A 23,479-nucleotide genomic window follows, 5' to 3' on the forward strand; every position below is an offset into this window, starting at 1 on the left:
ATTGCTTCGCTTCGCTCGCAATGACGACATTGAGGCAGGGGGACTACATTTCGATGTCATCCAAGAACCGTCTGGACCCGATCCCGCAGCCGCCGACCAAGCCGGTGGTCGGCAACATGCTGTCGCTGGATGCGGCCGCTCCCGTGCAGCACCTGACGCGGCTTGCCAAGGAGCTCGGTCCGATCTTCTGGCTCGACATGATGGGCTCGCCGATCGTCGTCGTCTCCGGCCACGATCTCGTCGACGAGCTCTCGGACGAGAAGCGGTTCGACAAGACGGTGCGCGGCGCGCTGCGGCGCGTGCGTGCGGTCGGCGGCGACGGCCTGTTCACCGCCGACACCCGCGAGCCGAACTGGAGCAAGGCGCACAACATCCTGCTGCAGCCCTTCGGCAACCGCGCCATGCAATCCTACCATCCGAGCATGGTCGACATCGCCGAGCAGCTCGTCCAGAAATGGGAGCGGCTCAACGCCGACGACGAGATCGACGTCGTCCACGACATGACCGCGCTAACGCTGGATACGATCGGCCTGTGCGGCTTCGAGTACCGCTTCAATTCGTTCTACCGGCGCGACTACCATCCCTTCGTCGAGTCGCTGGTGCGCTCGCTCGAAACCATCATGATGACCCGCGGCCTGCCGCTCGAGCAGCTCTGGATGCAGAAGCGCCGCAAGACGCTGGCCGAAGACGTCGCCTTCATGAACAAGATGGTCGACGAGATCATCGCCGAGCGGCGCAAGAGCGCGCAAGGCATCGACGACAAGAAGGACATGCTCGCCGCGATGATGACCGGCGTCGACCGCTCCACCGGCGAGCAGCTCGACGACGTCAATATCCGCTACCAGATCAACACCTTCCTGATCGCCGGCCACGAGACCACCAGCGGCCTGTTGTCCTACACGCTCTACGCGCTGCTCAAGCACCCGGACATTCTCAAGAAGGCCTACGACGAGGTCGACCGCGTGTTCGGCCCAGACGTCAACGCCAAGCCGACCTATCAGCAGGTGACGCAGCTCACCTACATCACGCAGATCCTGAAAGAGGCGCTGCGGCTGTGGCCGCCGGCGCCGGCCTACGGCATCTCGCCGCTGAACGACGAGACCATCGGCGGCGGCAAGTACAAGCTCAGGAAGGGAACGTTCGTCACCATCCTGGTGACGGCGCTGCATCGTGATCCCGCCGTATGGGGTCCCAACCCCGACGCGTTCGATCCCGAGAATTTCAGCCGCGAGGCGGAGGCGAAGCGGCCGATCAATGCCTGGAAGCCGTTCGGCAACGGCCAGCGCGCCTGCATCGGGCGCGGCTTCGCCATGCACGAGGCGGCGCTCGCGCTCGGCATGATCCTGCAGCGCTTCAAGCTGATCGACCACCAACGCTATCAGATGCATCTCAAGGAGACGCTGACGATCAAGCCGGAAGGCTTCAAGATCAAGGTGCGGCCGCGCGCCGATCGCGAGCGTGGCGCCTATGGCGGGCCCGTTGCAACTGCATCGACGGCGCCAAAGGCGCAGCGTCAGCCCACCACGCGGCCCGGCCACAACACGCCGATGCTGGTGCTCTACGGCTCCAATCTCGGTACCGCCGAGGAGCTCGCCACGCGCATGGCCGATCTTGCCGAGATCAACGGCTTCGCCGTGCATCTCGGCCCGCTCGACGACTACGTCGGCAAGCTGCCGCGGGAGGGCGGCGTGCTGATCATCTGCGCCTCCTATAACGGCGCGCCGCCCGACAACGCGACGCAATTCGTCAAATGGCTCGGCGAGGATCTGCCGAAGGATGCTTTTGCCGGCGTGCGCTACGCCGTGTTCGGTTGCGGCAACAGCGACTGGGCCGCGACCTATCAATCGGTGCCGCGCTTTATCGACGAGCAATTGTCGAATCATGGCGCGCGCGCGGTCTATCCGCGCGGCGAGGGCGATGCGCGCAGCGATCTCGACGGCCAGTTCCAGAAATGGTTCCCCGCCGCCGCGCAAGTCGCGACCAAGGAATTCGGCATCGACTGGAACTTTACCCGCACCGCCGAGGACGATCCGCTCTACGCGATCGAGCCGGTCGCGGTGACCGCGGTCAACACCATCGTCGCCCAGGGCGGCGCGGTGGCGATGAAGGTGCTGGTCAACGACGAGCTCCAGAACAAGGCCGGCGCGAATCCGTCCGAGCGCTCGACCCGCCACATCGAGGTGCAGCTGCCGGCCAACGTCAGCTATCGTGTCGGCGACCATTTGAGCGTCGTCCCGCGCAACGATCCGACGCTGGTGGATTCAGTTGCCCGCCGCTTCGGCTTCCTGCCTGCCGATCAGATCAGGCTCCAGGTCGCCGAAGGCCGGCGCGCGCAATTGCCGGTGGGCGCGGCCGTGTCGGTCGGCCGCCTGCTCAGCGAGTTCGTCGAACTGCAGCAGGTCGCGACGCGCAAGCAGATCCAGATCATGGCCGAGCACACCCGCTGCCCCGTCACCAAGCCGAAGCTGCTGGCCTTCGTCGGCGAGGAGGCGGAACCGCTCGAGCGTTATCGAACAGAGATCCTCGCCAAGCGCAAATCGGTGTTCGACCTGCTGCTCGAATATCCGGCGTGCGAATTGCCGTTCCATGTTTATCTCGAGATGCTCTCGCTGCTGGCGCCGCGCTATTACTCGATCTCGTCCTCGCCGTCGGTCGACCCGGCACGTTGCAGCGTCACGGTCGGCGTGGTCGAAGGACCGGCCGCTTCCGGCCGCGGTACGTACAAGGGCATCTGCTCGAACTATCTCGCCAACCGGCGGGCGGGCGATACGATCTATGCCACCGTGCGCGAGACCAAGGCAGGCTTCCGCCTGCCGGATGATCCGTCCGTGCCGATCATCATGATCGGCCCCGGTACGGGGCTCGCACCGTTCCGCGGCTTCCTCCAGGAGCGCGCGGCGCGCAAGGCGAAAGGAACCACGCTCGGCCCGGCCATGCTGTTCTTCGGCTGCCGCCATCCCGACCAGGACTTTCTTTACGCGGAGGAGTTGAAGGCGCTGGCGGCGAGCGGCATCACCGAGCTGTTCACGGCATTCTCGCGCGCAGACGGGCCGAAGACCTATGTGCAGCACGTGCTCGCGGCACAGAAGGACAGGGTCTGGCCGCTGATCGAGCGGGGCGCGATCATCTATGTGTGCGGCGATGGCGCGAAGATGGAGCCGGATGTGAAGGCGGCGCTGGTCGCGATCCACCGCGAGAAGAGCGGCAGCGATGCTGCGGCAAGTGCGCGCTGGATCGAGGAGATGGGCGCGAACAACCGGTATGTGCTGGACGTCTGGGCGGGCGGGTAATTGCTCGTCAGTTCGTGCTAAAGCACTCCCATGATTCCCTGGGAAAAGATCGACACCGCCAAGATCCCCGGATCCGACGAGGAGCTCCGCCTGATGCGGCGGGGCAAGGAGTTTTCCATCAAGCTCGGCACCAACGAGCTGATGAACAGCCGCCTGTCGGGGTCCGAGGCCGCGCTCGCCACGCTCGCCGCGAAGCAGATCGAGAAGGTCGCGAAGCCCGTCGTTCTCATCGGCGGCCTCGGCATGGGTTTTACGCTACGCGCGGCGCTGGCCGTGCTCGGACCCCAAGCGAAGATCGTGGTCTCCGAGTTGGTCCCGTCGGTCGTCGCCTGGGCGCGAGGCCCGATGGCCGAGGTCTTCGGCGATAGCCTCGATGATGTCAGGGTGAGCATTCGCGAGATCGACGTTGGCGAAGTCATCCGCGCGAAGCGTTCGGCCTTCGACGCCATCCTGCTCGACGTCGACAACGGGCCCGAGGGGCTGACCCGGAAGGGCAATGATGCGCTCTACGATGCGAGCGGGCTCTCGTCGGCGAAGACGGCGCTGCGGCCGGGAGGCGTGCTGGCCGTCTGGTCGTCGGGACCCAATCCGCCGTTCACAGGGCGCCTCAAGCGCGCCGGCTTCGACGTCAACGAGGTCAACGTCCGCGCCACCGGGAGAGGCGGCGGCGCCCGCCACGTGATCTGGATCGCGAAGGAGGGCTAGGCAACGTCCCGAGGTTAGAACATCGTGTTGCCGTTCGCCGGGTTTTCGGGAATATCCTGAACGACGTCCCAATGCTCGACGATCTTGCCATTCTCCAGCTTGAAGATGTCCACGATCGCGCGGCCCCTGGTGCCGGGCTCGCGGACGGCATGAACGTGCAGGATGACGAAGTCGCCCTCCGCGAAGCTGCGCTTGATCTCGCTGCGTGAGTTCGGAAACTTCTCGCGCAGGAAGCCGATGAACTTCCGGAAGCCCTCCGGCCCATCGGGAGCGGTTGGATTGTGCTGGACGTAACGGTTGCCGACATAGGCGAGGGCGGCGTCGGCGTCCTTCTGGTTGAGGCCCTTCTCATAGAAGGCCAGCACGGTTTGGCGGTTGGCTTCTTCCTGTGCGCTGGCGGCCATCGCGGCGCCGCCGGCGAGAGACAACATCAGAATGGAAGCGGCCATTGCCGCGGATCGGATGATGAAATGCATGTGAGCTCCGAGAGGCTGCAGCCTCTGTTTGGCGTCTGAGACGGCTTCTATAGCCTTCATCGGAACTCCCGTTAAGACAGGCACCGGCAGCTCACATGGTCACCGGGAGGAGACCGGCCGGCCTAGGCCGCCTGCGCCGCCGCGCCATGCGCGTGCTTGTCGATGGCATCGATGATCTGCGGCCAGAAGCGCATCGGCAGCGCGTGGCCCATGCCTTCGATCATCAGCAGCTTCGCGTTCGGGATCGACGCGGCCGTGTCCTTGCCGCCTTCGGGGCGGACCAGCGGATCGACGGTGCCGTGGATCACGAGCGTCGGAACCTTCACGGCGTGCAGCCGCTCCTTGCGGCTGCCGGAGGCAAGCACGGCGCGGAGCTGGCGGCCGACGCCGGCCGGATTGAGCCCGCGCGCGAACACGCGTTCGGCGCGGCCAGGGTCGAGCGCTTCCTCTTCCGGGAAATGCCCGGCGCGCAGCACCTTCCAGGTCTGGCCGTAGCGGACGATGAACTCCTCCTTGCTGCGCGGCGGCGGCGCCATCAGCACCGCGGCGGCCTCACGGGTCGGCGGCGGCACGCGCGGATTGCCCGTCGTCGACATGATCGTGGTCAACGAGCGCACGCGGTGCGGAAACGACAGCGTCACCTCCTGCGCGATCATGCCGCCCATGGACGCGCCGACGAGATGTGCCGACTTGATGCCGAGCGCATCCATCAGGCCGACCGTGTCCTTGGCCATGTCGATCAGCTTGTAGGTGGCGGCCACGGGAATCCGCAAGAAGCGCAGCTTCAACAGCTCGAACGGCGTCAGCCGCTTGCCGCCGGTGAGATGGCTCGACTTGCCGATGTCGCGGTTGTCGAACCGGATCACGCGGAAGCCGCGGGCGGAGAGCTGCTCGCAGAACGCATCGTCCCAATGGATCATCTGCGCGCCGAGGCCCATGATCAGCAGCAGCGGCTCGGCATTGTCGTTGCCGAAGATCTCGTAGCAGATGTCGATGCCGTTGGCGCGGACGGTCTGGGGCGGCTGATGGGCGGTCACGGGTCCCTCCTGTTGACCGATGCTGTATCGCACGGTTTCGTTCCGCGAAGAAGCGGCGTGTCCGACGCTGCGGCCGCTTCCCGGTTGACCGGCACCGCGCAACGGTGTGGTATGGCGGGAGAAGAAGGGTGCGAAGCCCTCCGCATTGGGAGGATGCTGATGACCGACAAGATCACCGATCCGGTCGCCTTGTGGCAGAAGATGGTCGGCGAAATGGAGAAGGGTTTCAACTCCTTCGCGACCAAGGCGATGGAGACGCCCGAATTCTCGCAGGCCATGAACCGCGCCGGCGGCGTTGCTGCAGGTGCTCAGAAGCAATTCGGCGATCTCATGGAGAGATATCTGCTCTCGATGAACCTGCCGAGCCGGGAGCAGATGACCGGCATCGCGGAGCGGCTCCAGTCGATCGAGGGCCAGCTCGGCGAGATCAAGTCGATGCTGAGCCAGATGTCGGCCAATTCGGGCGCGCCGCAACCCGGCGCCGCGCCGCGGCCGCCGCGTACCAAACGTCCGCCGTCAGAAGGCGGAGAGCAAAAATGAACGCGCCGGCGGGACTTGATCTTGCCTCGATCCCGGAGCGCATCCAGTCCGAGGTGCAGCGCGCGATTCAGCGCAGCATCAAGGGCGTCGAATATTTCTCGACCTCAGGCCCCTCGCTCGGCTCTACGCCAAAGGACGTGCTGCATTCGCGCGGCACCATGAATCTCTATCACTACCGGCCGATGTCGGACGAGATTTACCGCGTGCCGGTGCTGATCGTGATGGCGACCACCAACCGCGGCTACATCCTCGATCTCGTGCCCGGCCAGAGCTTCATCGAGTTCCTGCTGAGGCGCGGCTACGACGTCTACATGCTGGACTGGAGCGCGCCGCGGCCGGAGGAGAAGAGCCTGCGCATGGAGGACTACGTCCTCGACTTCATCCCGGATTGCGTCCGCCGCGTGCAGGCCGATTCCGGCGAGCAGGACGTCTCCGTCATCGGCTATTGCTTCGGCGGCGTGCTGTCGCTGCTCTACGGCGCGATCCACCAGGACGGGCCGATGAAGAACCTGATCTGCTTCACCACGCCGATCGATTTCCGCGAGATGAAGCTGTTCTCGAATTTCTCCGACCGCCGCTATTTCGACGTCGACCACCTCGTCGACAGCGTCGGCAACGTGCCGCCGGAGATGATCCTGTCCTCGTTCGAGATGCTGCGTCCGGCCTCACGCACGGTGAGTCAGATCCAGCTCTGGGAAAACATCTGGAACGACGAGTTCGTGAAGTCGTACCGCATGTTCGACCGCTGGGCGACCGACACGCTGCCGCTCGCCGGCGAATATTTCCGCGCCATCACCAAGGACCTGATGTGGGACAACAAGCTGTTCAACGACACCATGTCGGTCGGCGGCCGTTCGGCGAGGCTCGAGAACATCAAGGTGCCGATCCTGCATGCGGTCGCCGAGCACGATCACATCGTGCCCTATGATGCCGCAAAACACCTGATCGCCAAGATCGGCTCGGCGGACAAGGAAGAGGTGATGCTGAAGGGCGGTCACGTCTCGCTGGTCGCGGGCGCCAACGCGGTGAAGCGGCTGTGGCCGAAACTGGATTCCTGGCTGGGAAAGAGATCGATATGAGCGAGCAGCGTTCCTATCCGCGCCACGTCGAGACCGACGCCGGCGCTGTCGAGATCCGGCTGATGTCGCCTGCCGACGAGGCGGCGGTGCTGGCCTTCGGCAAGGCCCTGCCGACCCACGATTTGTTGTTCCTGCCGCGCAACATCAGCGAGCCGAAGGTGCTGTCGGCTTGGGTCAAGGAGATCGAGCGCGGCGCGATTCAGAGCCTTCTCGCGGTGAGAGAGGGCAGGGTCGTCGGCTGCGGCACGCTGGTGCGCGATCCCCATTCCTGGTCGCCCCATGTCGGTGAGATCCGCATGGTGGTGTCGCCGGAAGTCCGCGGCAAGGGCGTCGGCAAGGCGCTGTCGCAGGAGACCTTTGCGCTGGCGCTCGGGGCGGGCCTGGAAAAGCTCTCGGTCCAGATGACGGTGGATCAGCAGGCGGCGATCGCCCTGTTCGAGAGCCTGGGCTTCAAGGCCGAGGCCCTGTTGCGGGACCATGTCCGGGACATCGACGGCAAGACCCACGACATCGTCGTGCTCGGCCATAACGTTGCGCAGGTCCAGGCCCAGATGGAGGCCTATGGGCTGCCCGGCGCCGTCCAGCATTAGCAGGCGCGTCCGACATTGTGGCCGGATCGGGCCAATTCATTGCGCCCAATGGCTATGGAGGCATCACGATGCCTCTCCCGAGGGCTGTTCACGATTTCGTGATATCGCAGTGCAATACGAATATTGCGGCGCACAATTAACCGTGCCATATAAGCCGTGCCCCGGGCCAATGCGGACGGGGTGAGCCCATAGCTCAGACATTTGAGGATGGAGAGAACCCCATGACCACTGAAACCAATACCGCTTTCGAGGGCTTCAAGGACGCTTTCAAGAACATCCAGAACCTGGAAGTTCCCGAGGCCGCCCGCGAATTCGTCAAGAAGACTGCCAACACCGCCAAGGACCGTGCTGCCGAGGTGTTCGCTGGCTCCGAGCGCGTGACCGCCGCCGTCGAGAACGCGGTGACCGAGTCCGTCACCGAGGCCGGCAAGATCAGCCGCAACATCCAGCAGGCGATCTATGAGGACGCCGAGGCGTTCTTCTCGGGCATCGACAAGCTCGCGTCCGCCAAGTCGGTCAGCGAAGCCGTCGAGATCCAGTCGAGCCTGCTCCGCGCCCGCGGCGAAGTGTTCGTCTCGCGCGCCAAGGCGACCGCCGACTATCTCGGCAAGCTCGCCGCCAACGGTGCGAAGTCCGCTCAGGACAATTTCGCCAAGGTCTACAACAAGACCGCCTGATCTGGCGCCTGAGCACAAACTGAATTTCAGGCCCGCTTCGGCGGGCCTTTTGTTTGGCGCTGCCGCCCTCATGTCTCCGCCGTCATTGCGAGGAGCCCTTGCGACGAAGCAATCCAGAGTCTCTCCGTGGAAAGACTTTGGATTGCTTCGCTTCGCTCGCAATGACGAGTACTGTGATGCAGTCATGGACTCATCTGTCACCTTCTCCTTCGACACTCCCGGCGATGCCGCACGCGCGGCCGAGCTCCGCCGCGTGAAGGCGCTGGCGACGCTGGTGCTGGCCTCGACGCTGGCACTGTTCGTCATCGCGAAGTGGCTGTTGCCCGTGCATCCCGTGTTCGGCTTCATCGCCGCCTTCGCGGAAGCTGCGACCATTGGCGGGCTCGCCGATTGGTATGCGGTGGTCGCGCTATTCAAGCGGCCGCTCGGCTTGCCGATCCCGCACACCGCGATCATCCAGAGCAACCAGGCCCGCATCGCCGACAAGCTCGGCGAATTCATCCAGGTTCATTTGCTCGAGGCGGCTCCCGTCGAGGCCAAGCTGAAGGAGATCGATTTCGGCTCCTTCGTCGCCGACTGGCTGCGCGACCGCAAGCGCAGCGACGACCTTGCGCGCTTCGCGCTGCGTCTGTTGCCGGAGGCGGTGTCCGCAACCGAAAGCTCCGGCCTGATGACCTTCATCGTCCGCCGCATGTCCTCGCAGCTCCAGGCGATCGACCTCGCGCCGCTCGCGGCCGGCACGCTGCGCGGTTTTGTTGCGGAGGGACGGCACCAGATCCTGTTCGACGATCTCCTGCGCGTGATGCACGAGACCTTGAACCAGACGGAGACGATGGCGATGATCCGCGAGAAGGTGCGCGCGGAATTGCCGACCCTTCTCAAGCTCTATCGCGCCGACAAGTTTCTGGTGAACAAGATCGTGGCCTCCGCCACCGCCTTCTTCAACGAGGTGCGCAGCGATCCCAAGCATCCGTTTCGCGGCGAGTTCGACCGCATGGTGCTGAGCTTCGTCGACCGGCTCGGCACCGATCAGGCCTATATCGACCGCATCGACGGCCTGAAACGCGATCTGCTGGCGCGGCCGGAGCTTGCCGATCTGGCCCGCACCGTCTGGGCCAACACGCGCTCCTTCATCGAGCGCAGCGCGAGCGGCGAGACGCAGGTGCTGCAGCATCATCTCGCCGGGATGTTCGTCTCGGCCGGCGAGGCGCTCGCCAGCGATGCCGAGCTGCGCGGCGAGATCAACAAGGGCCTCGTGACCGTGCTGCGCAGCTTCGTCGCGGACCAGAAGAGCGGCGTCTCCACCTTCATCTCCGATCAGGTCAAGGCGTGGAATATGACGCAGCTGATTTCGCTGATCGAGATCAACATCGGCCGCGACCTGCAATACATCCGCTTCAACGGCTCGTTGATCGGCGGGCTCGCCGGGCTCACGCTCTACACCGTAGAATTCCTGCTCCGATTGTTGTGACTTTTGCGTCACGGCCGTTAGCATTAACGCACGGGCCTATTGTCGCCTCGCGTCTCTCCCGCTTGAATATCGGGAACCGGCCGCCTAGCTGATTCATGTTGCGCTGCGGAACGATCAAGAAGCCGGCGTGTTGGAATTCATGTCCATTTGTCGGCATCCCAGCCGGCGTTTTTTCAGGGAAACATTGATGACCGCAACTGCCCAGACGCTGCGCCCGCCGTCCCGCACCCTGATGTTCCTGGAGGGGCGAGCGATCCACGAGTTCGGCGCATTCCTCGGCGCGCTGCCGCTGCTCAGCCTTGCTCCGCGCGGCGATGGGCATCCGGTGCTGGTGCTGCCCGGCCTCGTGGCATCCGACACCTCCACAGGCGCGCTACGAACGTTTCTGGGTAGCAAAGGCTATGCGGTGGCGGGCTGGCGCCTGGGCCGCAACTATGGCCTGCGTCCCGGCGTGCAGGATGCGATGCTCAATTTGATCCAGGACCTCAACGATACCCACGGCCGCAAGATCAGCCTGGTCGGTTGGAGCCTTGGTGGCATCTATGCGCGGCAGCTCGCCAAGATGATGCCGGAGCGCGTGCGCCAGGTGATCACGCTCGGCAGCCCCTTCGCCGGCGATCCGCGCTCGACCAATGCCTGGCGTGTCTACGAATGGGCGAGCGGGCGCAAGGCCGACGAGGTCGATCCGCGCTTTGGCGGCGAGCTCGCCGTGCCGCCGCCGGTGCCGACCACTGCCATTTTCAGCCGCACCGACGGCGTCTGTGCCTGGCAAGGCTGCATGGAGAAGTCGGGCGCACAGACCGAGAGCATCGAGGTCGAAAGCAGCCATTGCGGCATGGGTCATCATCCCGCCGCCGTCTATGCCGTGGCCGATCGCCTCGCGCAGAAGGAAGGCCAGTGGCGCCCGTTCGATCGCAGCGGCTGGCGCAGCCTGGCCTATCCGGACCCACACAGGTAGCGCTTCTCTTCACCTCGCCCTGCTTGCGAAGAGGAGAAGAGGCGCGGCTCCCGTCCATTGTGGCGCCCGCATCAAACGCGCTATGGCTCGTGCATGGCGCATCCGCTTCTCCGCATCATCGACCAGCTCAAGCGCGAGCCCTCGCGTACCGGCTCCATCGTCATCACCGTGTTCGGCGATGCCATCGTGCCGCGCGGTGGTTCGGTGTGGCTCGGTACGCTGCTGGAATTCTTCGAAAGCCTGGATATCGACAGCGGCGTGGTGCGCACCGCGATGTCGCGGCTCGCTGCCGACGGTTGGCTGACGCGCGAGAAGGTCGGCCGCAACAGTTTCTATCGCCTGGCCGATAAGGGCCGCCAGACCTTCGAGGCCGCGACGCGCCACATCTACGACCCGCCGCCGTCCGACTGGACCGGGCGCTTCGAGCTGCTGCTGATCGGCAATGGCGAGGATCGCGACGTCTCGCGCGAAGCGCTGCGCAATGCCGGCTTCGGCAGCCCGCTGCCGGGCGTCTGGGTCGCGCCATCGGGCGTGCCGGTGCCGGACGAGGCGGCGGGCGCGATCCGCCTCGAAGTCTCGGCGGAAGACGACAGCGGCCGCCGTCTGCTCAGCGCGAGCTGGCCGCTCGACCGGACCGCGGACGCCTATCTGAAATTCATGAAGACGTTCGAGCCGCTTCGCGCCGCGATCGCGCGCGGCACCGATTTGTCCCAGGCCGACGCCTTCACCGCGCGAATCCTCTTGATCCACCATTACCGCCGCGTCGTGCTGCGCGACCCGCTGCTGCCCGAGAGCCTGCTGCCGCCGGACTGGCCGGGCAGGGCGGCCCGCGAACTCTGCGGCGAGATCTATCGCGCGCTGCTTGCTCAGTCCGAACAATGGCTCGACGGTCACGGAACCAACGAAAAAGGGCCGTTGCCCCCCGCGCGAAAGCTGCTGGAGCGGAGGTTCGGCGCCTGACCATTATGTTACAGAAATATCTTGCATGAGCTAAATCCTGTTATATATTCCCTCCCAATAAACGGGAGGATGCGCATGTACACCCAGGCGCTGAACACGGCCGAGAGCGCTGATCGCGATCTGGAGGACGCAGGCAAGGCTGCGAAATTCCAGGCCCGCATCGATGCCGAGGAGCGCATCGAGCCGAACGACTGGATGCCGGCGGCCTATCGCAAGACGCTGACCCGGCAGATATCCCAGCACGCCCATTCCGAAATCGTCGGCATGCTGCCCGAGGGCAACTGGATCACGCGCGCGCCGACCTTGCGCCGCAAGGCCGCGTTGCTCGCCAAGGTGCAGGATGAATGCGGCCACGGCCTCTATCTCTACGCCGCGGCCGAGACGCTCGGCTCCTCCCGCGAGGAACTGGTCGACGCCATGCTCGCGGGGAAAGCAAAGTACTCCTCGATCTTCAACTATCCGACGCTGACCTGGGCGGACATTGGCACGATCGGCTGGCTGGTCGACGGCGCCGCGATCATGAACCAGATTCCGTTGTGCCGCTGCTCCTACGGGCCCTATGCCCGCGCGATGATCCGCGTCTGCAAGGAGGAGTCCTTCCACCAGCGCCAGGGCTACGAGATCATGGTGACGCTGTGCCGCGGCTCGGAGGAGCAGAAGGCGATGGCGCAGGATGCGCTGAACCGCTGGTGGTGGCCGGTGCTGATGATGTTCGGCCCGCCGGATGCCGCGAGCCAGCACAGCGACACCTCGACCAAGTGGAAGATCAAGCGCTTCTCCAATGACGAGCTGCGCCAGAAGTTCGTCGACGCCACCGTGCCGCAGGCGCAATATCTCGGCCTCACCATTCCCGACCCCGGCATGGTGCAGGACGCCGAGGGGCACTGGCGCTACAGCGAGATCGACTGGACCGAGTTCAAGCAGGTGCTCGCAGGCAACGGCCCCTGCAACCGCGACCGCATGGCCGCGCGCCGCAAGGCGCACGAGGAGGGCGCCTGGGTGCGCGAGGCGGCAGCCAGCTATGCCGCCAAGCGCGCCCAGCGTCAGACCGCTCAGGCGGCCGAATAGGAGATCGATATGGCCACGCCGAACACGCCGATGTGGGAAGTCTTCATTCGCAGCCGCAACGGGCTCGCGCACAAGCATGTGGGATCGCTGCATGCGAGCGACGCCACCATGGCACTGCATGCCGCGCGCGACATCTACACCCGGCGCGGCGAAGGCCTGTCGATCTGGGTGGTGCCGTCCACCGCGATCACCGCGAGCGATCCCGCCGAGAAGGGCATGATGTTCGAGCCGGCGGAATCGAAGATCTACCGGCATCCAACGTTTTACGAAGTGCCCGAAGAAGTGGGGCATATGTGATGGCGGTCGCCAACATCCAGGTCTTGGAAACGCCGTTGGTGCTCTACGCGCTGCGCCGCGCCGACGATGCGCTGATCCTCGGTCACCGGCTGTCGGAATGGTGCGGGCATGCGCCGATGCTGGAAGAGGACATGGCGCTCTCCAACATCGCGCTCGACCTCATCGGCCAGGCGCGCGAGCTCTACAGCTTTGCCGCCAAGGCCGAAGGCAGGGATAACGACGAGGACAAGCTCGCTTACTTGCGCGACGTGCGTCAGTACCGCAATCTGCTGCTGGTCGAGCAGCCCAATGGCGATTTTGCCCAGACCCTGGTGCGGCAGTTCTTCTATTCCGCCTTCGCCGATCTCTACTGGCGCGCGATGATGATGTCCCGCGATGCGACGCTGGCGGCGATTGCGGCGAAATCGGAGAAGGAGAGCGCCTACCATCTGCGCCATGCCTCGGAATGGATCATCCGGCTCGGCGACGGCACCGAGGAGAGCCACGCGCGTGCGCAGGGAGCGATCGACCATCTCTGGGCCTTCACCGGCGAGATGTTTGCCGTCGACGAGAGCGAACGTGCCCTGATCCAGGCCGGTATCGCTGTTGATCCCGCGAGCTTGCGCGGCCGCTGGCTGGCGACGCTCTCCGATGTCGTCAGCGAGGCGACGCTCGTGCTGCCGCAGAGCGATTGGATGCAGCAAGGCGGCCGTTCCGGCCGCCACAGCGAGCATCTCGGCCACCTCCTGTCGGAGCTGCAATCGATGCAGCGCACCTTTCCGGGGCTGACATGGTGACGGTGCTGGAGCGCGATAGCGAGCAGCGTCAGCGCGCCTGGAACGTTGCGGCCAGCGTGGTCGATCCGGAAATCCCGGTGCTGACCATCGCCGATCTCGGCGTTCTCCGCGACGTCGTCGTCGAGGGCGATCATGTCGAGGTCGCGATCACCCCGACCTATTCGGGCTGCCCGGCCATGAACATGATCGCGCTCGAAATCGAGGTTGCGCTGGAGCGCGCCGGTTTCCATCAGCCGAAGGTCCGAACCGTGCTGTCGCCGGCCTGGACCACGGACTGGATGAGCGAGGAGGGGCGCCAGAAGCTGCGCGCCTACGGCATTGCGCCGCCGCAAGCTTCAAACTCGCGCCGCGCGTTATTCGGCGATCAGGTGGTCGCATGCCCGCAATGCGGCTCGGACAGGACCGAGCTGCTGTCCGAATTCGGCTCGACCTCCTGCAAGGCGCTCTGGCGCTGCAAGGCCTGCCGCGAACCCTTCGACTATTTCAAGTGTCATTGAGGCGCACAAATGCCAACCCCATCGTCATTGCGAGCGCAGCGAAGCAATCCAGATTGTCTCCGCGGAAAGATTCTGGATTGCTTCGTCGCAAGGGCTCCTCGCAATGATGGCGGAAAGACCCCGCGAGGTCATTTCTGATGTCAGCAGCCGCACCGCGCTTCCACCGTCTCGCCGTCAACGATCTCCGCCGCGAGGCGTCCGACGCCGTCTCGATGACCTTCGCCATCCCCAATGAACTCGCCGGCGACTACGCTTTCGCGCCCGGCCAGTACCTGACGCTGCGCACCACGCTCGACGGCGAGGAGGTGCGCCGTTCCTATTCGATCTGTTCCGGTCCCGACGATGGCGAGATCCGGATCGCCGTGAAGAAAGTCGACGGCGGCGCTTTTTCGAGCTGGGCAGCCGAAGATCTCAAATGCGGCGACGAGCTCGACGTGATGACGCCGACCGGCCGCTTCGGCGTGGTCCCGCCGGCAGATCGGGCGCGCGTTCACGTCGGTTTTGCTGCCGGCTCCGGCATCACGCCGATCCTGTCGATCGTGAAGGGTGTGCTCGTGCGCGAGCCGGGAAGTCGCTTCTTCCTCTTCTACGGCAACCGCACCACCGACAGCATCATGTTCCTCGAAGCGCTCGAGGAGCTGAAGGACCGCTTCATCGATCGCCTCTCGATTTTTTATTTGCTCTCCGGCGAGGAGCAGGACATCCCGATCCTGCATGGCCGGCTCGACGGCGAGAAGGTGAGGGTGCTGCTCCGCTCGCTGGTGCCGGCGGGAAGCGTCGATCATGCCTATATTTGCGGTCCTCTGGGCATGAGCGAGGACATCGAGACCACCTGCCGCGAGCTCGGCATCGAGCAGGACCGCATCCATGTCGAGCGCTTCGTCTCCGAATTCGGCGGCAAGCCGCGGCCGAAGAGGGTGGTCGCGCCCGACGCGCCGCCGAAGGCGATGGCGTCACTGATCATCGACGGCAAGCGCCGCGACGTGCCGGTCGCCGAGGACGAGGCGATTCTCGATGCCGCGCTGCGCGCCGGCGTCGATCTGCCCTTTGCCTGCAAGGGCGGCATGTGCTCGACCTGCCGCGCCAAGCTGGTGGAGGGCGAGGCGCCGATGGACATCAACTATTCGCTGGAACCGTGGGAGCTCGAGGCCGGTTTTGTTCTCACCTGCCAGGCCAAGCCGTCCACGGAGCGGGTCGTGGTCGATTATGATCATGTCTGATCAGGCGTTCTGCGGCTCCGCAATGCAAATGCGTCGCATTATTTGACAGCGTGAGCCAACCGGAACAACATCATGAGCAAACATCTGGCCGGGAGAAGCGCGTGAACGTCAAAGCCGCCCTGTCGCCTGAGGATATCGCCCGCGCCTGCGCCGAGGCGATGTGGGCCGAGGACGATGCCTCCAAGGGCCTCGGCATGGAGATCGTCGAGATCGGCCCGGGCTTCGCGACGCTCGCCATGACGGTGCGGCCGGACATGGTCAACGGCCAGCGCATCGCCCATGGCGGCTTCATCTTCACGCTCGCCGATTCCGCCTTCGCGTTCGCCTGCAACTCGCACAATGAGCGCGTCGTCGCGGCGCAGGGCCAGATCACCTTCATCAAGCCCGGCAAGCTCGGCGATCGTCTCATTGCGAAGGCGCGGGAAATTACCCGTGGCGGCCGCTCCGGCATCTACGACGTGCGTGTCACGGCGGACGAGGTCGTCATCGCCGAATTCCGCGGGCATTCGCGCGTCATTTCCGGCACATGGCTGCCGGCGCAAGATCAATAAGACCAAACAAAAAGAACGGACAATGTGGGGAAACGAGGATGGCTCTGACGAGGCTCAAGGAAGGTGGCAGCGCCTATAGCGCGGAGATGGACGCGCACGAGCGCGCCTCGCGCGACGAGATCATGGCGCTGCAGACGCAGCGGCTGGCCTGGTCGCTGAAGCACGCCTACGACAACGTCGCGCACTATCGCAACGCCTTCGACAAGGCGGGCGTGCATCCGTCCGACTTTCACGAGCTCTCCGATCTCGCCAAATTTCCGTTCACGGTGAAGACGGACCTGCGCGACAATTATCCCTTCAACATGTTCGCCGTGCCGCGCCAGAAGCTGGTGCGGGTGCATGCCTCATCCGGCACGACCGGCAAGCCGATCGTGGTCGGATATACGCAAGCCGACATCGACACCTGGTCCGAGGTGATGGCGCGCTCGATCCGCGCCGCCGGCGGCCGCACCGGCATGATCATCCACAATGCCTATGGCTATGGCCTTTTCACCGGCGGTCTCGGCGTACACTATGGCGCAGAGATGCTCGGCTGCACGGTTGTACCCATTTCCGGCGGCATGACCGAGCGGCAGGTGCAGCTCATCAACGATTTCCGGCCCGACATCATCACGGTGACGCCGAGCTACATGCTGGCAATCCTCGACGAGTTCAAGCGCCAGAAGCTCGATCCGCGCCAGTGCTCGCTCAAGATCGGCATCTTCGGCGCCGAGCCCTGGACCAACGCGATGCGCGCCGAGATCGAGGACGCCTTCGACATGGACGCCACCGACATCTACGGCCTGTCCGAGGTGATCGGCCCGGGCGTTGCGCAGGAGTGCATCGAGACCAAGGACGGCCTGCACATCTGGGAGGACCATTTCTATCCGGAGGTGATCGACCCCGAGACCGGCGCGGTGCTGCCGGACGGCGAGACGGGCGAGCTGGTCTTCACCTCGCTGACCAAGGAGGCCTTTCCGGTGATCCGCTATCGCACCCGCGACCTGACGCGGCTGCTGCCGGGTACGGCCCGGCCGGGCATGCGGCGGATGGAGAAGGTGACCGGCCGCTCGGACGACATGATCATCCTGCGCGGCGTCAACCTGTTCCCGACCCAGATCGAGGAGGTGCTGCTCGCGACCGACTGGTGCGGCGGACACTTCATTCTGGAACTCACCCGCGAAGGCCGCATGGACGAGCTCACCATCATCGCCGAGGCGCGGCCCGAGAGCTGGGACGGACGCGGGCTCGTCGATCATGCGGACCGGATTTCGACCCACATCAAGAACACGATCGGCGTCAGCTCGAGGGTGCAGGTGGTTGCGCCCGCGACGCTGGAACGCTCGCTCGGCAAGGCCAAGCGGCTCCACGACAAGCGGCCCAAGGACTGACTTGAAGGACTGACTGGACGGATTGACTCGACCGGCTCCAGAGGCGACAAGGCCCGCGAGAAATCGCGGGTCTTTTCATGTCAGCCGATGCCAAAACCGTCGAAGCGCGCTGTGTGCGTCTCAACGCCAAAGCTGAAAATGCCGCTGCGCTGGCGCCGACAATTGAGCGGCAGATGCTTGCACGCGGGCCGAATGATCTTCTGATCGAGGTGAAGGCTGCTGCGGTCAATCCCTCCGACGTCAAGGCTGCGACCGGGCTGATGCCCTATGCCGTGTTCCCCCGGACCCCCGGCCGCGATTATGCCGGCGTGGTGATCGACGGACCCGAGGGCACCATGGGGCGCGAAGTGTTCGGCTCCTCAGGCGATCTCGGCATCCGTCGCGACGGCACCCATGCGAGCCATCTCGTGGTCGAGGCCGATGCCGTCGTCGAGAGGCCGAAGACCGTGTCCTGGGAGGAGGCCGCCGGCATCGGCGTGCCCTTCGTCACCGCGATGGAAGGCCTTCGCCGCGCCGGCGTGCCGAAGAGCGGCGAGACCGTTCTGGTGTTCGGCGTCAACGGCAAGGTCGGCCAGGCGGCGGTGCAGATCGCGACCTGGCGGGGCGCGCGCGTGATCGGCGTGGTGCGCAGGGCGGAAGCTTATGAAGGCCATGCCAACGCGCCCATCGAGGTGATCGATGCCTCCGCCACCGACGTTGTGGCGCGCGTGCGCGAATTGACCGGCGGCAAGGGCGCCGACATCGTCTTCAACACGGTCGGCGATCCCTATTTCCAGGCCGCGCACAAATCGCTCGCGCTCCGCGGCCGCCAGATCCTGATCGCCGCGATCGACCGCATCGTGCAGTTCAACATCCTCGAATTCTATCGCGGCCAGCACACCTATGTCGGCATCGACACGCTGGGTCTATCCTCCGCCGCGACGGGCGCAGTGCTGCGCGACCTCGGCCCCGGCTTTGCGAGCGGCCATCTGAAGCCGTTTCCGATCAAGGCCAACGCGATCTATCCGCTGGAGCGCGCGAAGGAAGCATATGTTGCGGTCGCCGGCTCGTCGCGCGACCGGGTGATCCTGCGGCCATGAAGCTCGTCATTGCGAGCGCAGCGAAGCAATCCAGAATCTTCCCGCGGCGGCAGACTGGATTGCTTCGCGGAGCCTGTCATCGGGCCGCGCTTCGCGCGGACCCGTTGGCTCGCAATGACGGAGAACGGCGAGAGGTCTGAGAACAACCGATGGAATCCACGCAACTCGTCATCCTCTCAGGCCTCGTCATCGGGCTCGTCTACGGCGCGGTCGGCCTGCTCAGCGGCTTCTGCCTGATGAGCAGCATGCGTGGGTTTCTGGCGGAGGGCGACGGGCGGCTGGTGCGGACCTACGCGCTGGCGATTGCGGTTGCGATCGCCGCCAGCCAGCTCCTTGCCGGTAGCGGCACGGTCGATCTCGGCAAGTCGATCTATCTGCAGCCGTCGTTTTCGCCGGCGGTGCTGTTCCTCGGCGGCCTGCTGTTCGGTTACGGCATGGTGCTGTCGAACGGCTGCGGCGCGCGGGCGCTGGTGCTGCTCGGCCGCGGCAATCTCCGCTCCTTCGTGGTCGTGACCGTGCTGGCGATCGCCGCGCAGATGACCCTGAAGGGCCTGATCGCGCCGGGACGTATCGCGCTGGTCCAGGCGACGCAAACCACGGTCGCCGCGAATTCGCTGCCGTCTTTGCTGGCGACGCTCGGCCTCACGGAATCGCATTCGCGCCCGCTTGCCGCAGCCGCGACCATCGTCGCGTTGATCCTGTTCGCTTTTGCGCATCCGGCGTTCCGCCGCGCGCCCGGCCAGATCGTGGCGGGCATCATCGTGGGCCTCCTCGTTGCCGGCGGCTGGCTGGTCACCGGCTATCTCGGTGCCGACGATTTCAATCCCGTCCCCGTGACCTCCCTTACATTCGTCGCGCCGATCGCCGACAGCTTGCAATATGCCATGCTCTCGACCGGACTGACGCTCAACTTCGGCATCGCGACCGTGGCCGGCGTCTTCGCCGGCAGTCTGGTGACGGCGCTCGCAACAGGCCGATTCAAGCTCGAAGGCTATTCCTCGCCGCGCCACATGCTGCGCTCAGCGACCGGTGCTGCGCTGATGGGGATCGGCGGCGTGATGGCGTTCGGCTGCTCGATCGGGCAGGGGCTCACGGGCGTGTCTACGCTCGCGCTGGGATCGTTCGTCGCGGTTGCCGGCATTCTGCTTGGCACGGCGGCAGGGCTGCGCGGTGCGCTGCGGGTTCAACCTCTCCAGGCCGCCGAAGCCGACCAACGGGCTGCTTGAGCTACTCCACCGCCTTGGTCACGATGCGGATCTCCGATGTCAGGGTGCGGTGCACCGGGCACTTGTCGGCGATCTCCATCAGCTTCTTGCGCTGCTCGGCATCGAGCGCGCCGTCGATGGCGATGTCGCGCTCGATCTGGTCGAGCATGCCCTCGCGCGTCTCGCACTCCGCACAATCCTTGGCGTAGATCTTGGAATGCTTCAGCGTGACCGTGACGCGGTCGAGCGGCAGCGACTTGCGGTCCGCATAAAGACGCATGGTCATCGAGGTGCAGGCACCCAGGCCGGCGAGCAGGAAGTCGTACGGGCCGGGTCCGGCATCCGCGCCGCCGGCCGCGAGCGGCTCGTCCGCCACCAGATGATGTGGACCGACGGTGATGGTCTGGTTGAACTTGCTCTTGCGGGTCTCCTGCACCACGACCTTGCGCGGCTCTTCCGGCAGATCCATTGCCTTCCCGGGCTTCGCCATATCGACGTAGCGGCTCGCCCAGGCCACGATCACGTCGGCGGCGTAGAGCGCATCAGTAGGCCTGGTCAGAAGATGATCGGCATGGTCGAGCGAGACGAAGCTCTTGGGGTGTCTTGCCGCGACGAAGAGCTTCGTCGCGTTGTCGATGCCGACGGTGTCGTCGACGGGCGAATGCATCACCAGCAGCGCCTTGTGCAGGCCGTTGATATCCTTCATCAGCTCGTGCTCGGCGATGTCGTCGAGGAACTCGCGCTTGATCCGGAACGGCCGTCCCGCGAGCGAGACTTCGACCTCGCCCTGCGTGCGGATGTTGTCGAGATGCTCCCTGAACAGGCCGGTGACGTGAGCAGGATCCGCAGGCGCCCCGATCGTGGCCACCGCCCGTGCCTCCGGAATCTGTCCGGCGGCGGCGAGGATAGCGGCGCCGCCGAGGCTGTGGCCGATCAGGATCGAGGGTGCCTTGCGGGTGTCACGCAAATGATCGGCCGCGCGCACGAGGTCTGCGACGTTGGAGGAGAACGTCGCATTGGCGAAATCGCCCTCGCTGGAGCCGAGCCCGGTGAAGTCGAAGCGCAGCACCGCGATGCCCTTGGCCGCCAGCGCCACGGAAATCCGCTTGGCCGCCAGCGTGTCCTTGCCGCAGGTGAAGCAGTGTGCGAACAGCGCGAAAGCCGCCGGCTCGCCGTCGGGCAGCTCCAGCGCGGCCGCGAGCTGATGGCCGCCTTCGCCGGTGAATTGAAAGCGTTCCGTCGGCATGGGCTTCCCCCGTCTTGCTCGAACCTAATCGCCCGAATAGCGCTGCTCGGCCCAAGGGTCTCCGCGGTTATGATAGCCGCGGACCTCCCAGAAACCCGGCGCGTCCTCAGTCAGGAATTCGATGGCCTGGAGCCATTTTGCGCTCTTCCAGAAATAGAGGTGCGGCACGACCAACCGCACCGGGCCGCCATGCTCCTCCGTCAGCGGCTGGCCGGACCAGCTGTGGGCGAGCAGCGCGTCCTCGGCGGCAAAATCCTCCAGCGCGAGATTGGTGGTGTAACCGTCATAGGAATGCAGCACGACGAAGCGGGCATCCTCGCGCGGCTGGCAGGTCGCGAGCAGCTCGCGCGTGGCGAGCCCTTCCCATTCGTTGTCGTAGCGCGACCAGGTCGTGACGCAATGGATGTCCGAGGTGAACCGGGACTGCTCCTGAGCGGCGAATTCGGCAAAGGTCAAGAACACGGGAGTCTCGACCGCGCCATAGACGTCGAGCCGCCAACGCTCGCGCGAGACCGGCGGCGTGACCCCGAGATCGAGCACCGGCCAGTCCTTGGTGAGGTGCTGTCCGGGTGGAAGCCTTTGATCCTCCGGGCGCGTAATCCTGCCGGTGAGAAAGCGACCCTCGCGCGCCCACTTCTCCTTGGTGCGCGTCAGCTTGCTGTCGGATGGCGTCTCGTCGGTCATGGCCTGTGCTCGTGGCGATGCATGGCGGCGGCGCACCTAGTGTCGCGCGCGCCATGAAAGGCCTGTCCGCTGCCTCTGGGAAGACCTACATCGCCTTTCCGAGCAGAAATGGCAACTGGCGGGGGCCGCGCACCGTTCCCTGAGACCAGGTCACAGTGCCTGCGGGATCGAGCCGGAAGTCCGGAATCCGCTTCAGCCATTCCTCCAGCGCCACCTGCATTTCCATGCGCGCGAGGTTGGAACCGACGCAGCGGTGGATGCCGAGGCCGAAGGCAGCATGGCGATTTTCGCGCCGGTCGATCACGACTTTGTCAGCGTCCGGAAACATCTTGGGGTCGCGGTTCGCGGCCGGGAAGGACAACAGCACCATGTTGCCCGGCTTGACCGGACAGCCGGACACCGTGGTCTCCTTGATCACCTCGCGTGCCATCGTCACCGGCGAATAAGCGCGCAGCAACTCCTCGACGGCCGTCGGGATCAGCCCTGGATCGGCGATTAGCCGCTCGCGGTCATCAGGCGTCTTCGCAAGATGCCAGAGCGAGGAGCCGATCGCGCTCCAGGTGGTGTCGATGCCGGCGATCAACAGCAGGCGCAGCGAGCCCAGCACGTGGCTGTCCTCGAGCGGATTGCCGTTCCTGTCCCGGGCGTTCATCAGGTAGGAGATCAGGTCGTCGGTGGGCTTGTTATTGCGCGCTTCGATGTGGCCGCTGAAATAGGCCGTCATCTCCTGCACGGCCTGGAGCAGCTTGCTCTCGTCCTTGATGCCGAGCTCGAGGATCATGTGGATCCAATTGATGAAGAGGTCGCTGTCGCTCTCGGGGATGCCGAGCATGTGCGCGATGGCCTGAACCGGGACGTACTTGCTGTAGCGCGCGGCAGCATCGACCTTGCCGTCGGAGAGGAAGCCGTCGATCAGCTCGTTGCAGATGGCCCGGACTCGCGGCTCGAGCTTCTTCATCGCATCCGGCGTGAAAGGCGGCAGCAGCAATTGCTTGGCAGGCTTGTGCTCGGGCGGGTCGGAGGTGATCGGCGGCGCCCCGTTCCTGGTGATCTCGGGGCGCACATCGCGGACGATGATCCGGCGGGAGGAGAAATGTTCGGTGTCGTTGGCGATCTCGCGCACGGCCTCATAGGTCGTCGGCAGGTAGCAGCCGAGGAACCGTTTCGTGTGCACCACCGGACTGACGGCGCGCAGCTCGTCCCAGATCGGGAACGGATCCTCCGTCCATTGCGGATCGGTGTGGTCGAAATCATGGACCCAGTCGGTCACGGGCGGATGGGCGGCGGGCTGGTCGAGGTCGGACATGGCAGGGAATCCCTTGGCTCGTGTTCGCTGAAGGCACGCGGGGCGGCCGCGGCCGCGTTATTCCTCGATCACATCGATTGCGATTTCCGGGCAGTTGGATTTCGCGAGCCAGGCCTTGTCCTCGAGCCCCGGCGGGACGGTGCCATCGCCGGCCTCGTGGGCGTTGCCGTATTCGTCGAGCTCGAAAAGCTCCGGCGCGAGCGCCTTGCAGCGGGCATGGCCCTGGCATTTGTCGGGATCGACGTGAACCTTCAGTCGCTCTGCCATCTCGGCTTCCTTGGTCGTGTGCGCGCGAGGGCCCGAAGGCGGCGCGTTTCCTCATCCCATTCTTAAGTTATATGCTATTACATTCGCGGTGGGCTTCCCCTGTCAAGCGCAAACTTATAGGCTTTGCCCC

24 protein-coding genes are annotated in these 23,479 nt (G+C 65.1%); 18 read left to right on the forward strand and 6 right to left on the reverse strand.

What is annotated here, in order from left to right:
• Nucleotides 1-53 precede the first annotated feature (53 nt).
• On the forward strand, nucleotides 54-3,290 hold the full coding sequence (locus BDOA9_RS15655) for a bifunctional cytochrome P450/NADPH--P450 reductase (protein WP_025034889.1): 3,237 nt from the start codon (nucleotides 54-56) through the stop codon (nucleotides 3,288-3,290).
• 30 nt (nucleotides 3,291-3,320) lie between these two features.
• On the forward strand, nucleotides 3,321-3,995 hold the full coding sequence (locus tag BDOA9_RS15660; RefSeq protein WP_025034890.1) for a hypothetical protein: 675 nt from the start codon (nucleotides 3,321-3,323) through the stop codon (nucleotides 3,993-3,995).
• Between the two features lie 14 nt (nucleotides 3,996-4,009).
• Here BDOA9_RS15660 and BDOA9_RS15665 read toward each other — a convergent pair whose 3' ends face one another.
• Both BDOA9_RS15665 and BDOA9_RS15670 read right to left on the reverse strand, forming a co-directional pair.
• Nucleotides 4,010-4,471 (reverse strand): nuclear transport factor 2 family protein, encoded by a 462-nt coding sequence (locus BDOA9_RS15665; protein WP_025034891.1) that lies wholly within the window; start codon nucleotides 4,469-4,471, stop codon nucleotides 4,010-4,012.
• A 122-nt stretch (nucleotides 4,472-4,593) separates the two neighbouring features.
• Nucleotides 4,594-5,508 carry an alpha/beta fold hydrolase gene (locus tag BDOA9_RS15670; protein ID WP_025034892.1) on the reverse strand — a complete coding sequence of 305 codons (915 nt, stop codon included), beginning with the start codon at nucleotides 5,506-5,508 and terminating at the stop codon, nucleotides 4,594-4,596.
• Between the two features lie 159 nt (nucleotides 5,509-5,667).
• Between BDOA9_RS15670 and BDOA9_RS15675 the strand changes: the two genes are divergently transcribed.
• The 16 genes from BDOA9_RS15675 (at nucleotide 5,668) to BDOA9_RS15750 (ending at nucleotide 19,867) form a co-directional block, all read left to right on the forward strand.
• Nucleotides 5,668-6,048, forward strand: coding sequence for a hypothetical protein (locus tag BDOA9_RS15675; protein WP_025034893.1), 381 nt, complete (start codon nucleotides 5,668-5,670; stop codon nucleotides 6,046-6,048).
• Nucleotides 6,045-7,127: a PHA/PHB synthase family protein gene (locus tag BDOA9_RS15680; protein WP_025034894.1), complete on the forward strand. Its 1,083-nt coding sequence runs from the start codon at nucleotides 6,045-6,047 to the stop codon at nucleotides 7,125-7,127. Before BDOA9_RS15675 ends, BDOA9_RS15680 begins: the two co-directional genes overlap by 4 nt.
• On the forward strand, nucleotides 7,124-7,717 hold the full coding sequence (locus BDOA9_RS15685) for a GNAT family N-acetyltransferase (protein ID WP_025034895.1): 594 nt from the start codon (nucleotides 7,124-7,126) through the stop codon (nucleotides 7,715-7,717). The genes BDOA9_RS15680 and BDOA9_RS15685 overlap by 4 nt, the downstream gene beginning before the upstream one ends.
• A 221-nt stretch (nucleotides 7,718-7,938) precedes the next feature.
• Nucleotides 7,939-8,394 (forward strand): phasin, encoded by a 456-nt coding sequence (locus BDOA9_RS15690; RefSeq protein WP_025034896.1) that lies wholly within the window; start codon nucleotides 7,939-7,941, stop codon nucleotides 8,392-8,394.
• A gap of 184 nt (nucleotides 8,395-8,578) precedes the next feature.
• Entirely contained in the window at nucleotides 8,579-9,865 is a 1,287-nt protein-coding gene (locus BDOA9_RS15695; protein ID WP_025034897.1) for a DUF445 domain-containing protein, read from the forward strand.
• Between the two features lie 187 nt (nucleotides 9,866-10,052).
• Complete coding sequence (locus BDOA9_RS15700; protein WP_025034898.1) at nucleotides 10,053-10,823, forward strand: esterase/lipase family protein; 771 nt, start codon at nucleotides 10,053-10,055, stop codon at nucleotides 10,821-10,823.
• 93 nt (nucleotides 10,824-10,916) lie between these two features.
• On the forward strand, nucleotides 10,917-11,783 hold the full coding sequence (paaX, locus tag BDOA9_RS15705; RefSeq protein WP_025034899.1) for a phenylacetic acid degradation operon negative regulatory protein PaaX: 867 nt from the start codon (nucleotides 10,917-10,919) through the stop codon (nucleotides 11,781-11,783).
• Between the two features lie 75 nt (nucleotides 11,784-11,858).
• A complete protein-coding gene (paaA, locus tag BDOA9_RS15710; RefSeq protein ID WP_025034900.1) occupies nucleotides 11,859-12,851 on the forward strand; it encodes a 1,2-phenylacetyl-CoA epoxidase subunit PaaA in 993 nt (330 codons plus the stop codon).
• A 9-nt stretch (nucleotides 12,852-12,860) separates the two neighbouring features.
• Nucleotides 12,861-13,148: a 1,2-phenylacetyl-CoA epoxidase subunit PaaB gene (gene paaB / locus BDOA9_RS15715; RefSeq protein ID WP_025034901.1), complete on the forward strand. Its 288-nt coding sequence runs from the start codon at nucleotides 12,861-12,863 to the stop codon at nucleotides 13,146-13,148.
• Nucleotides 13,148-13,924, forward strand: a complete 777-nt coding sequence (paaC, locus tag BDOA9_RS15720; protein ID WP_025034902.1) for a 1,2-phenylacetyl-CoA epoxidase subunit PaaC — start codon at nucleotides 13,148-13,150, stop codon at nucleotides 13,922-13,924. The genes paaB and paaC overlap by 1 nt, the downstream gene beginning before the upstream one ends.
• Complete coding sequence (gene paaD, locus BDOA9_RS15725; protein WP_025034903.1) at nucleotides 13,918-14,421, forward strand: 1,2-phenylacetyl-CoA epoxidase subunit PaaD; 504 nt, start codon at nucleotides 13,918-13,920, stop codon at nucleotides 14,419-14,421. The genes paaC and paaD overlap by 7 nt, the downstream gene beginning before the upstream one ends.
• A gap of 137 nt (nucleotides 14,422-14,558) precedes the next feature.
• The gene (gene paaE, locus BDOA9_RS15730; protein ID WP_025034904.1) at nucleotides 14,559-15,641 is read left to right on the forward strand and encodes a 1,2-phenylacetyl-CoA epoxidase subunit PaaE; all 1,083 of its coding nucleotides are present in this window, start codon (nucleotides 14,559-14,561) and stop codon (nucleotides 15,639-15,641) included.
• Between the two features lie 101 nt (nucleotides 15,642-15,742).
• On the forward strand, nucleotides 15,743-16,192 hold the full coding sequence (gene paaI / locus BDOA9_RS15735; protein ID WP_025034905.1) for a hydroxyphenylacetyl-CoA thioesterase PaaI: 450 nt from the start codon (nucleotides 15,743-15,745) through the stop codon (nucleotides 16,190-16,192).
• A 38-nt stretch (nucleotides 16,193-16,230) separates the two neighbouring features.
• Complete coding sequence (gene paaK / locus BDOA9_RS15740; RefSeq protein WP_025034906.1) at nucleotides 16,231-17,562, forward strand: phenylacetate--CoA ligase PaaK; 1,332 nt, start codon at nucleotides 16,231-16,233, stop codon at nucleotides 17,560-17,562.
• A gap of 77 nt (nucleotides 17,563-17,639) precedes the next feature.
• Entirely contained in the window at nucleotides 17,640-18,641 is a 1,002-nt protein-coding gene (locus BDOA9_RS15745; RefSeq protein ID WP_025034907.1) for a quinone oxidoreductase family protein, read from the forward strand.
• A gap of 149 nt (nucleotides 18,642-18,790) precedes the next feature.
• On the forward strand, nucleotides 18,791-19,867 hold the full coding sequence (locus BDOA9_RS15750) for a YeeE/YedE family protein (RefSeq protein WP_025034908.1): 1,077 nt from the start codon (nucleotides 18,791-18,793) through the stop codon (nucleotides 19,865-19,867).
• Nucleotide 19,868: 1 nt separating this feature from the next.
• Here the strand turns inward: BDOA9_RS15750 and BDOA9_RS15755 are convergent, their stop codons facing one another.
• From BDOA9_RS15755 to BDOA9_RS15770, 4 genes are all read right to left on the reverse strand, one after another.
• Nucleotides 19,869-21,092, reverse strand: a complete 1,224-nt coding sequence (locus tag BDOA9_RS15755; RefSeq protein ID WP_025034909.1) for a bifunctional alpha/beta hydrolase/OsmC family protein — start codon at nucleotides 21,090-21,092, stop codon at nucleotides 19,869-19,871.
• Between the two features lie 24 nt (nucleotides 21,093-21,116).
• On the reverse strand, nucleotides 21,117-21,776 hold the full coding sequence (locus tag BDOA9_RS15760) for a sulfite oxidase-like oxidoreductase (RefSeq protein WP_025034910.1): 660 nt from the start codon (nucleotides 21,774-21,776) through the stop codon (nucleotides 21,117-21,119).
• 85 nt (nucleotides 21,777-21,861) lie between these two features.
• Nucleotides 21,862-23,082 carry a cytochrome P450 gene (locus tag BDOA9_RS15765; RefSeq protein ID WP_025034911.1) on the reverse strand — a complete coding sequence of 407 codons (1,221 nt, stop codon included), beginning with the start codon at nucleotides 23,080-23,082 and terminating at the stop codon, nucleotides 21,862-21,864.
• Between the two features lie 57 nt (nucleotides 23,083-23,139).
• Nucleotides 23,140-23,349: a ferredoxin gene (locus tag BDOA9_RS15770; protein ID WP_018648108.1), complete on the reverse strand. Its 210-nt coding sequence runs from the start codon at nucleotides 23,347-23,349 to the stop codon at nucleotides 23,140-23,142.
• Nucleotides 23,350-23,479 lie beyond the last annotated feature (130 nt).

It is taken from the genome of Bradyrhizobium sp. DOA9 (genome assembly GCF_000617845.2).
Classification (GTDB): Bacteria; Pseudomonadota; Alphaproteobacteria; order Rhizobiales; family Xanthobacteraceae; genus Bradyrhizobium.

Bases quoted from the DNA above. Each gene is read 5' to 3' on its own strand.
- BDOA9_RS15655 (WP_025034889.1), top strand. From the start codon at position 54: ATGTCATCCAAGAACCGTCTGGACCCGATCCCGCAGCCGCCGACCAAG.
- BDOA9_RS15660 (WP_025034890.1), top strand. From the start codon at position 3,321: ATGATTCCCTGGGAAAAGATCGACACCGCCAAGATCCCCGGATCCGAC.
- BDOA9_RS15665 (WP_025034891.1), bottom strand. From the start codon at position 4,471: ATGCATTTCATCATCCGATCCGCGGCAATGGCCGCTTCCATTCTGATG.
- BDOA9_RS15675 (WP_025034893.1), top strand. From the start codon at position 5,668: ATGACCGACAAGATCACCGATCCGGTCGCCTTGTGGCAGAAGATGGTC.
- BDOA9_RS15680 (WP_025034894.1), top strand. From the start codon at position 6,045: ATGAACGCGCCGGCGGGACTTGATCTTGCCTCGATCCCGGAGCGCATC.
- BDOA9_RS15685 (WP_025034895.1), top strand. From the start codon at position 7,124: ATGAGCGAGCAGCGTTCCTATCCGCGCCACGTCGAGACCGACGCCGGC.
- BDOA9_RS15690 (WP_025034896.1), top strand. From the start codon at position 7,939: ATGACCACTGAAACCAATACCGCTTTCGAGGGCTTCAAGGACGCTTTC.
- BDOA9_RS15695 (WP_025034897.1), top strand. From the start codon at position 8,579: ATGGACTCATCTGTCACCTTCTCCTTCGACACTCCCGGCGATGCCGCA.
- BDOA9_RS15700 (WP_025034898.1), top strand. From the start codon at position 10,053: ATGACCGCAACTGCCCAGACGCTGCGCCCGCCGTCCCGCACCCTGATG.
- paaX (WP_025034899.1), top strand. From the start codon at position 10,917: ATGGCGCATCCGCTTCTCCGCATCATCGACCAGCTCAAGCGCGAGCCC.
- paaA (WP_025034900.1), top strand. From the start codon at position 11,859: ATGTACACCCAGGCGCTGAACACGGCCGAGAGCGCTGATCGCGATCTG.
- paaB (WP_025034901.1), top strand. From the start codon at position 12,861: ATGGCCACGCCGAACACGCCGATGTGGGAAGTCTTCATTCGCAGCCGC.
- paaC (WP_025034902.1), top strand. From the start codon at position 13,148: ATGGCGGTCGCCAACATCCAGGTCTTGGAAACGCCGTTGGTGCTCTAC.
- paaD (WP_025034903.1), top strand. From the start codon at position 13,918: ATGGTGACGGTGCTGGAGCGCGATAGCGAGCAGCGTCAGCGCGCCTGG.
- paaE (WP_025034904.1), top strand. From the start codon at position 14,559: ATGTCAGCAGCCGCACCGCGCTTCCACCGTCTCGCCGTCAACGATCTC.
- paaK (WP_025034906.1), top strand. From the start codon at position 16,231: ATGGCTCTGACGAGGCTCAAGGAAGGTGGCAGCGCCTATAGCGCGGAG.
- BDOA9_RS15745 (WP_025034907.1), top strand. From the start codon at position 17,640: ATGTCAGCCGATGCCAAAACCGTCGAAGCGCGCTGTGTGCGTCTCAAC.
- BDOA9_RS15750 (WP_025034908.1), top strand. From the start codon at position 18,791: ATGGAATCCACGCAACTCGTCATCCTCTCAGGCCTCGTCATCGGGCTC.
- BDOA9_RS15755 (WP_025034909.1), bottom strand. From the start codon at position 21,092: ATGCCGACGGAACGCTTTCAATTCACCGGCGAAGGCGGCCATCAGCTC.
- BDOA9_RS15760 (WP_025034910.1), bottom strand. From the start codon at position 21,776: ATGACCGACGAGACGCCATCCGACAGCAAGCTGACGCGCACCAAGGAG.
- BDOA9_RS15765 (WP_025034911.1), bottom strand. From the start codon at position 23,082: ATGTCCGACCTCGACCAGCCCGCCGCCCATCCGCCCGTGACCGACTGG.
- BDOA9_RS15770 (WP_018648108.1), bottom strand. From the start codon at position 23,349: ATGGCAGAGCGACTGAAGGTTCACGTCGATCCCGACAAATGCCAGGGC.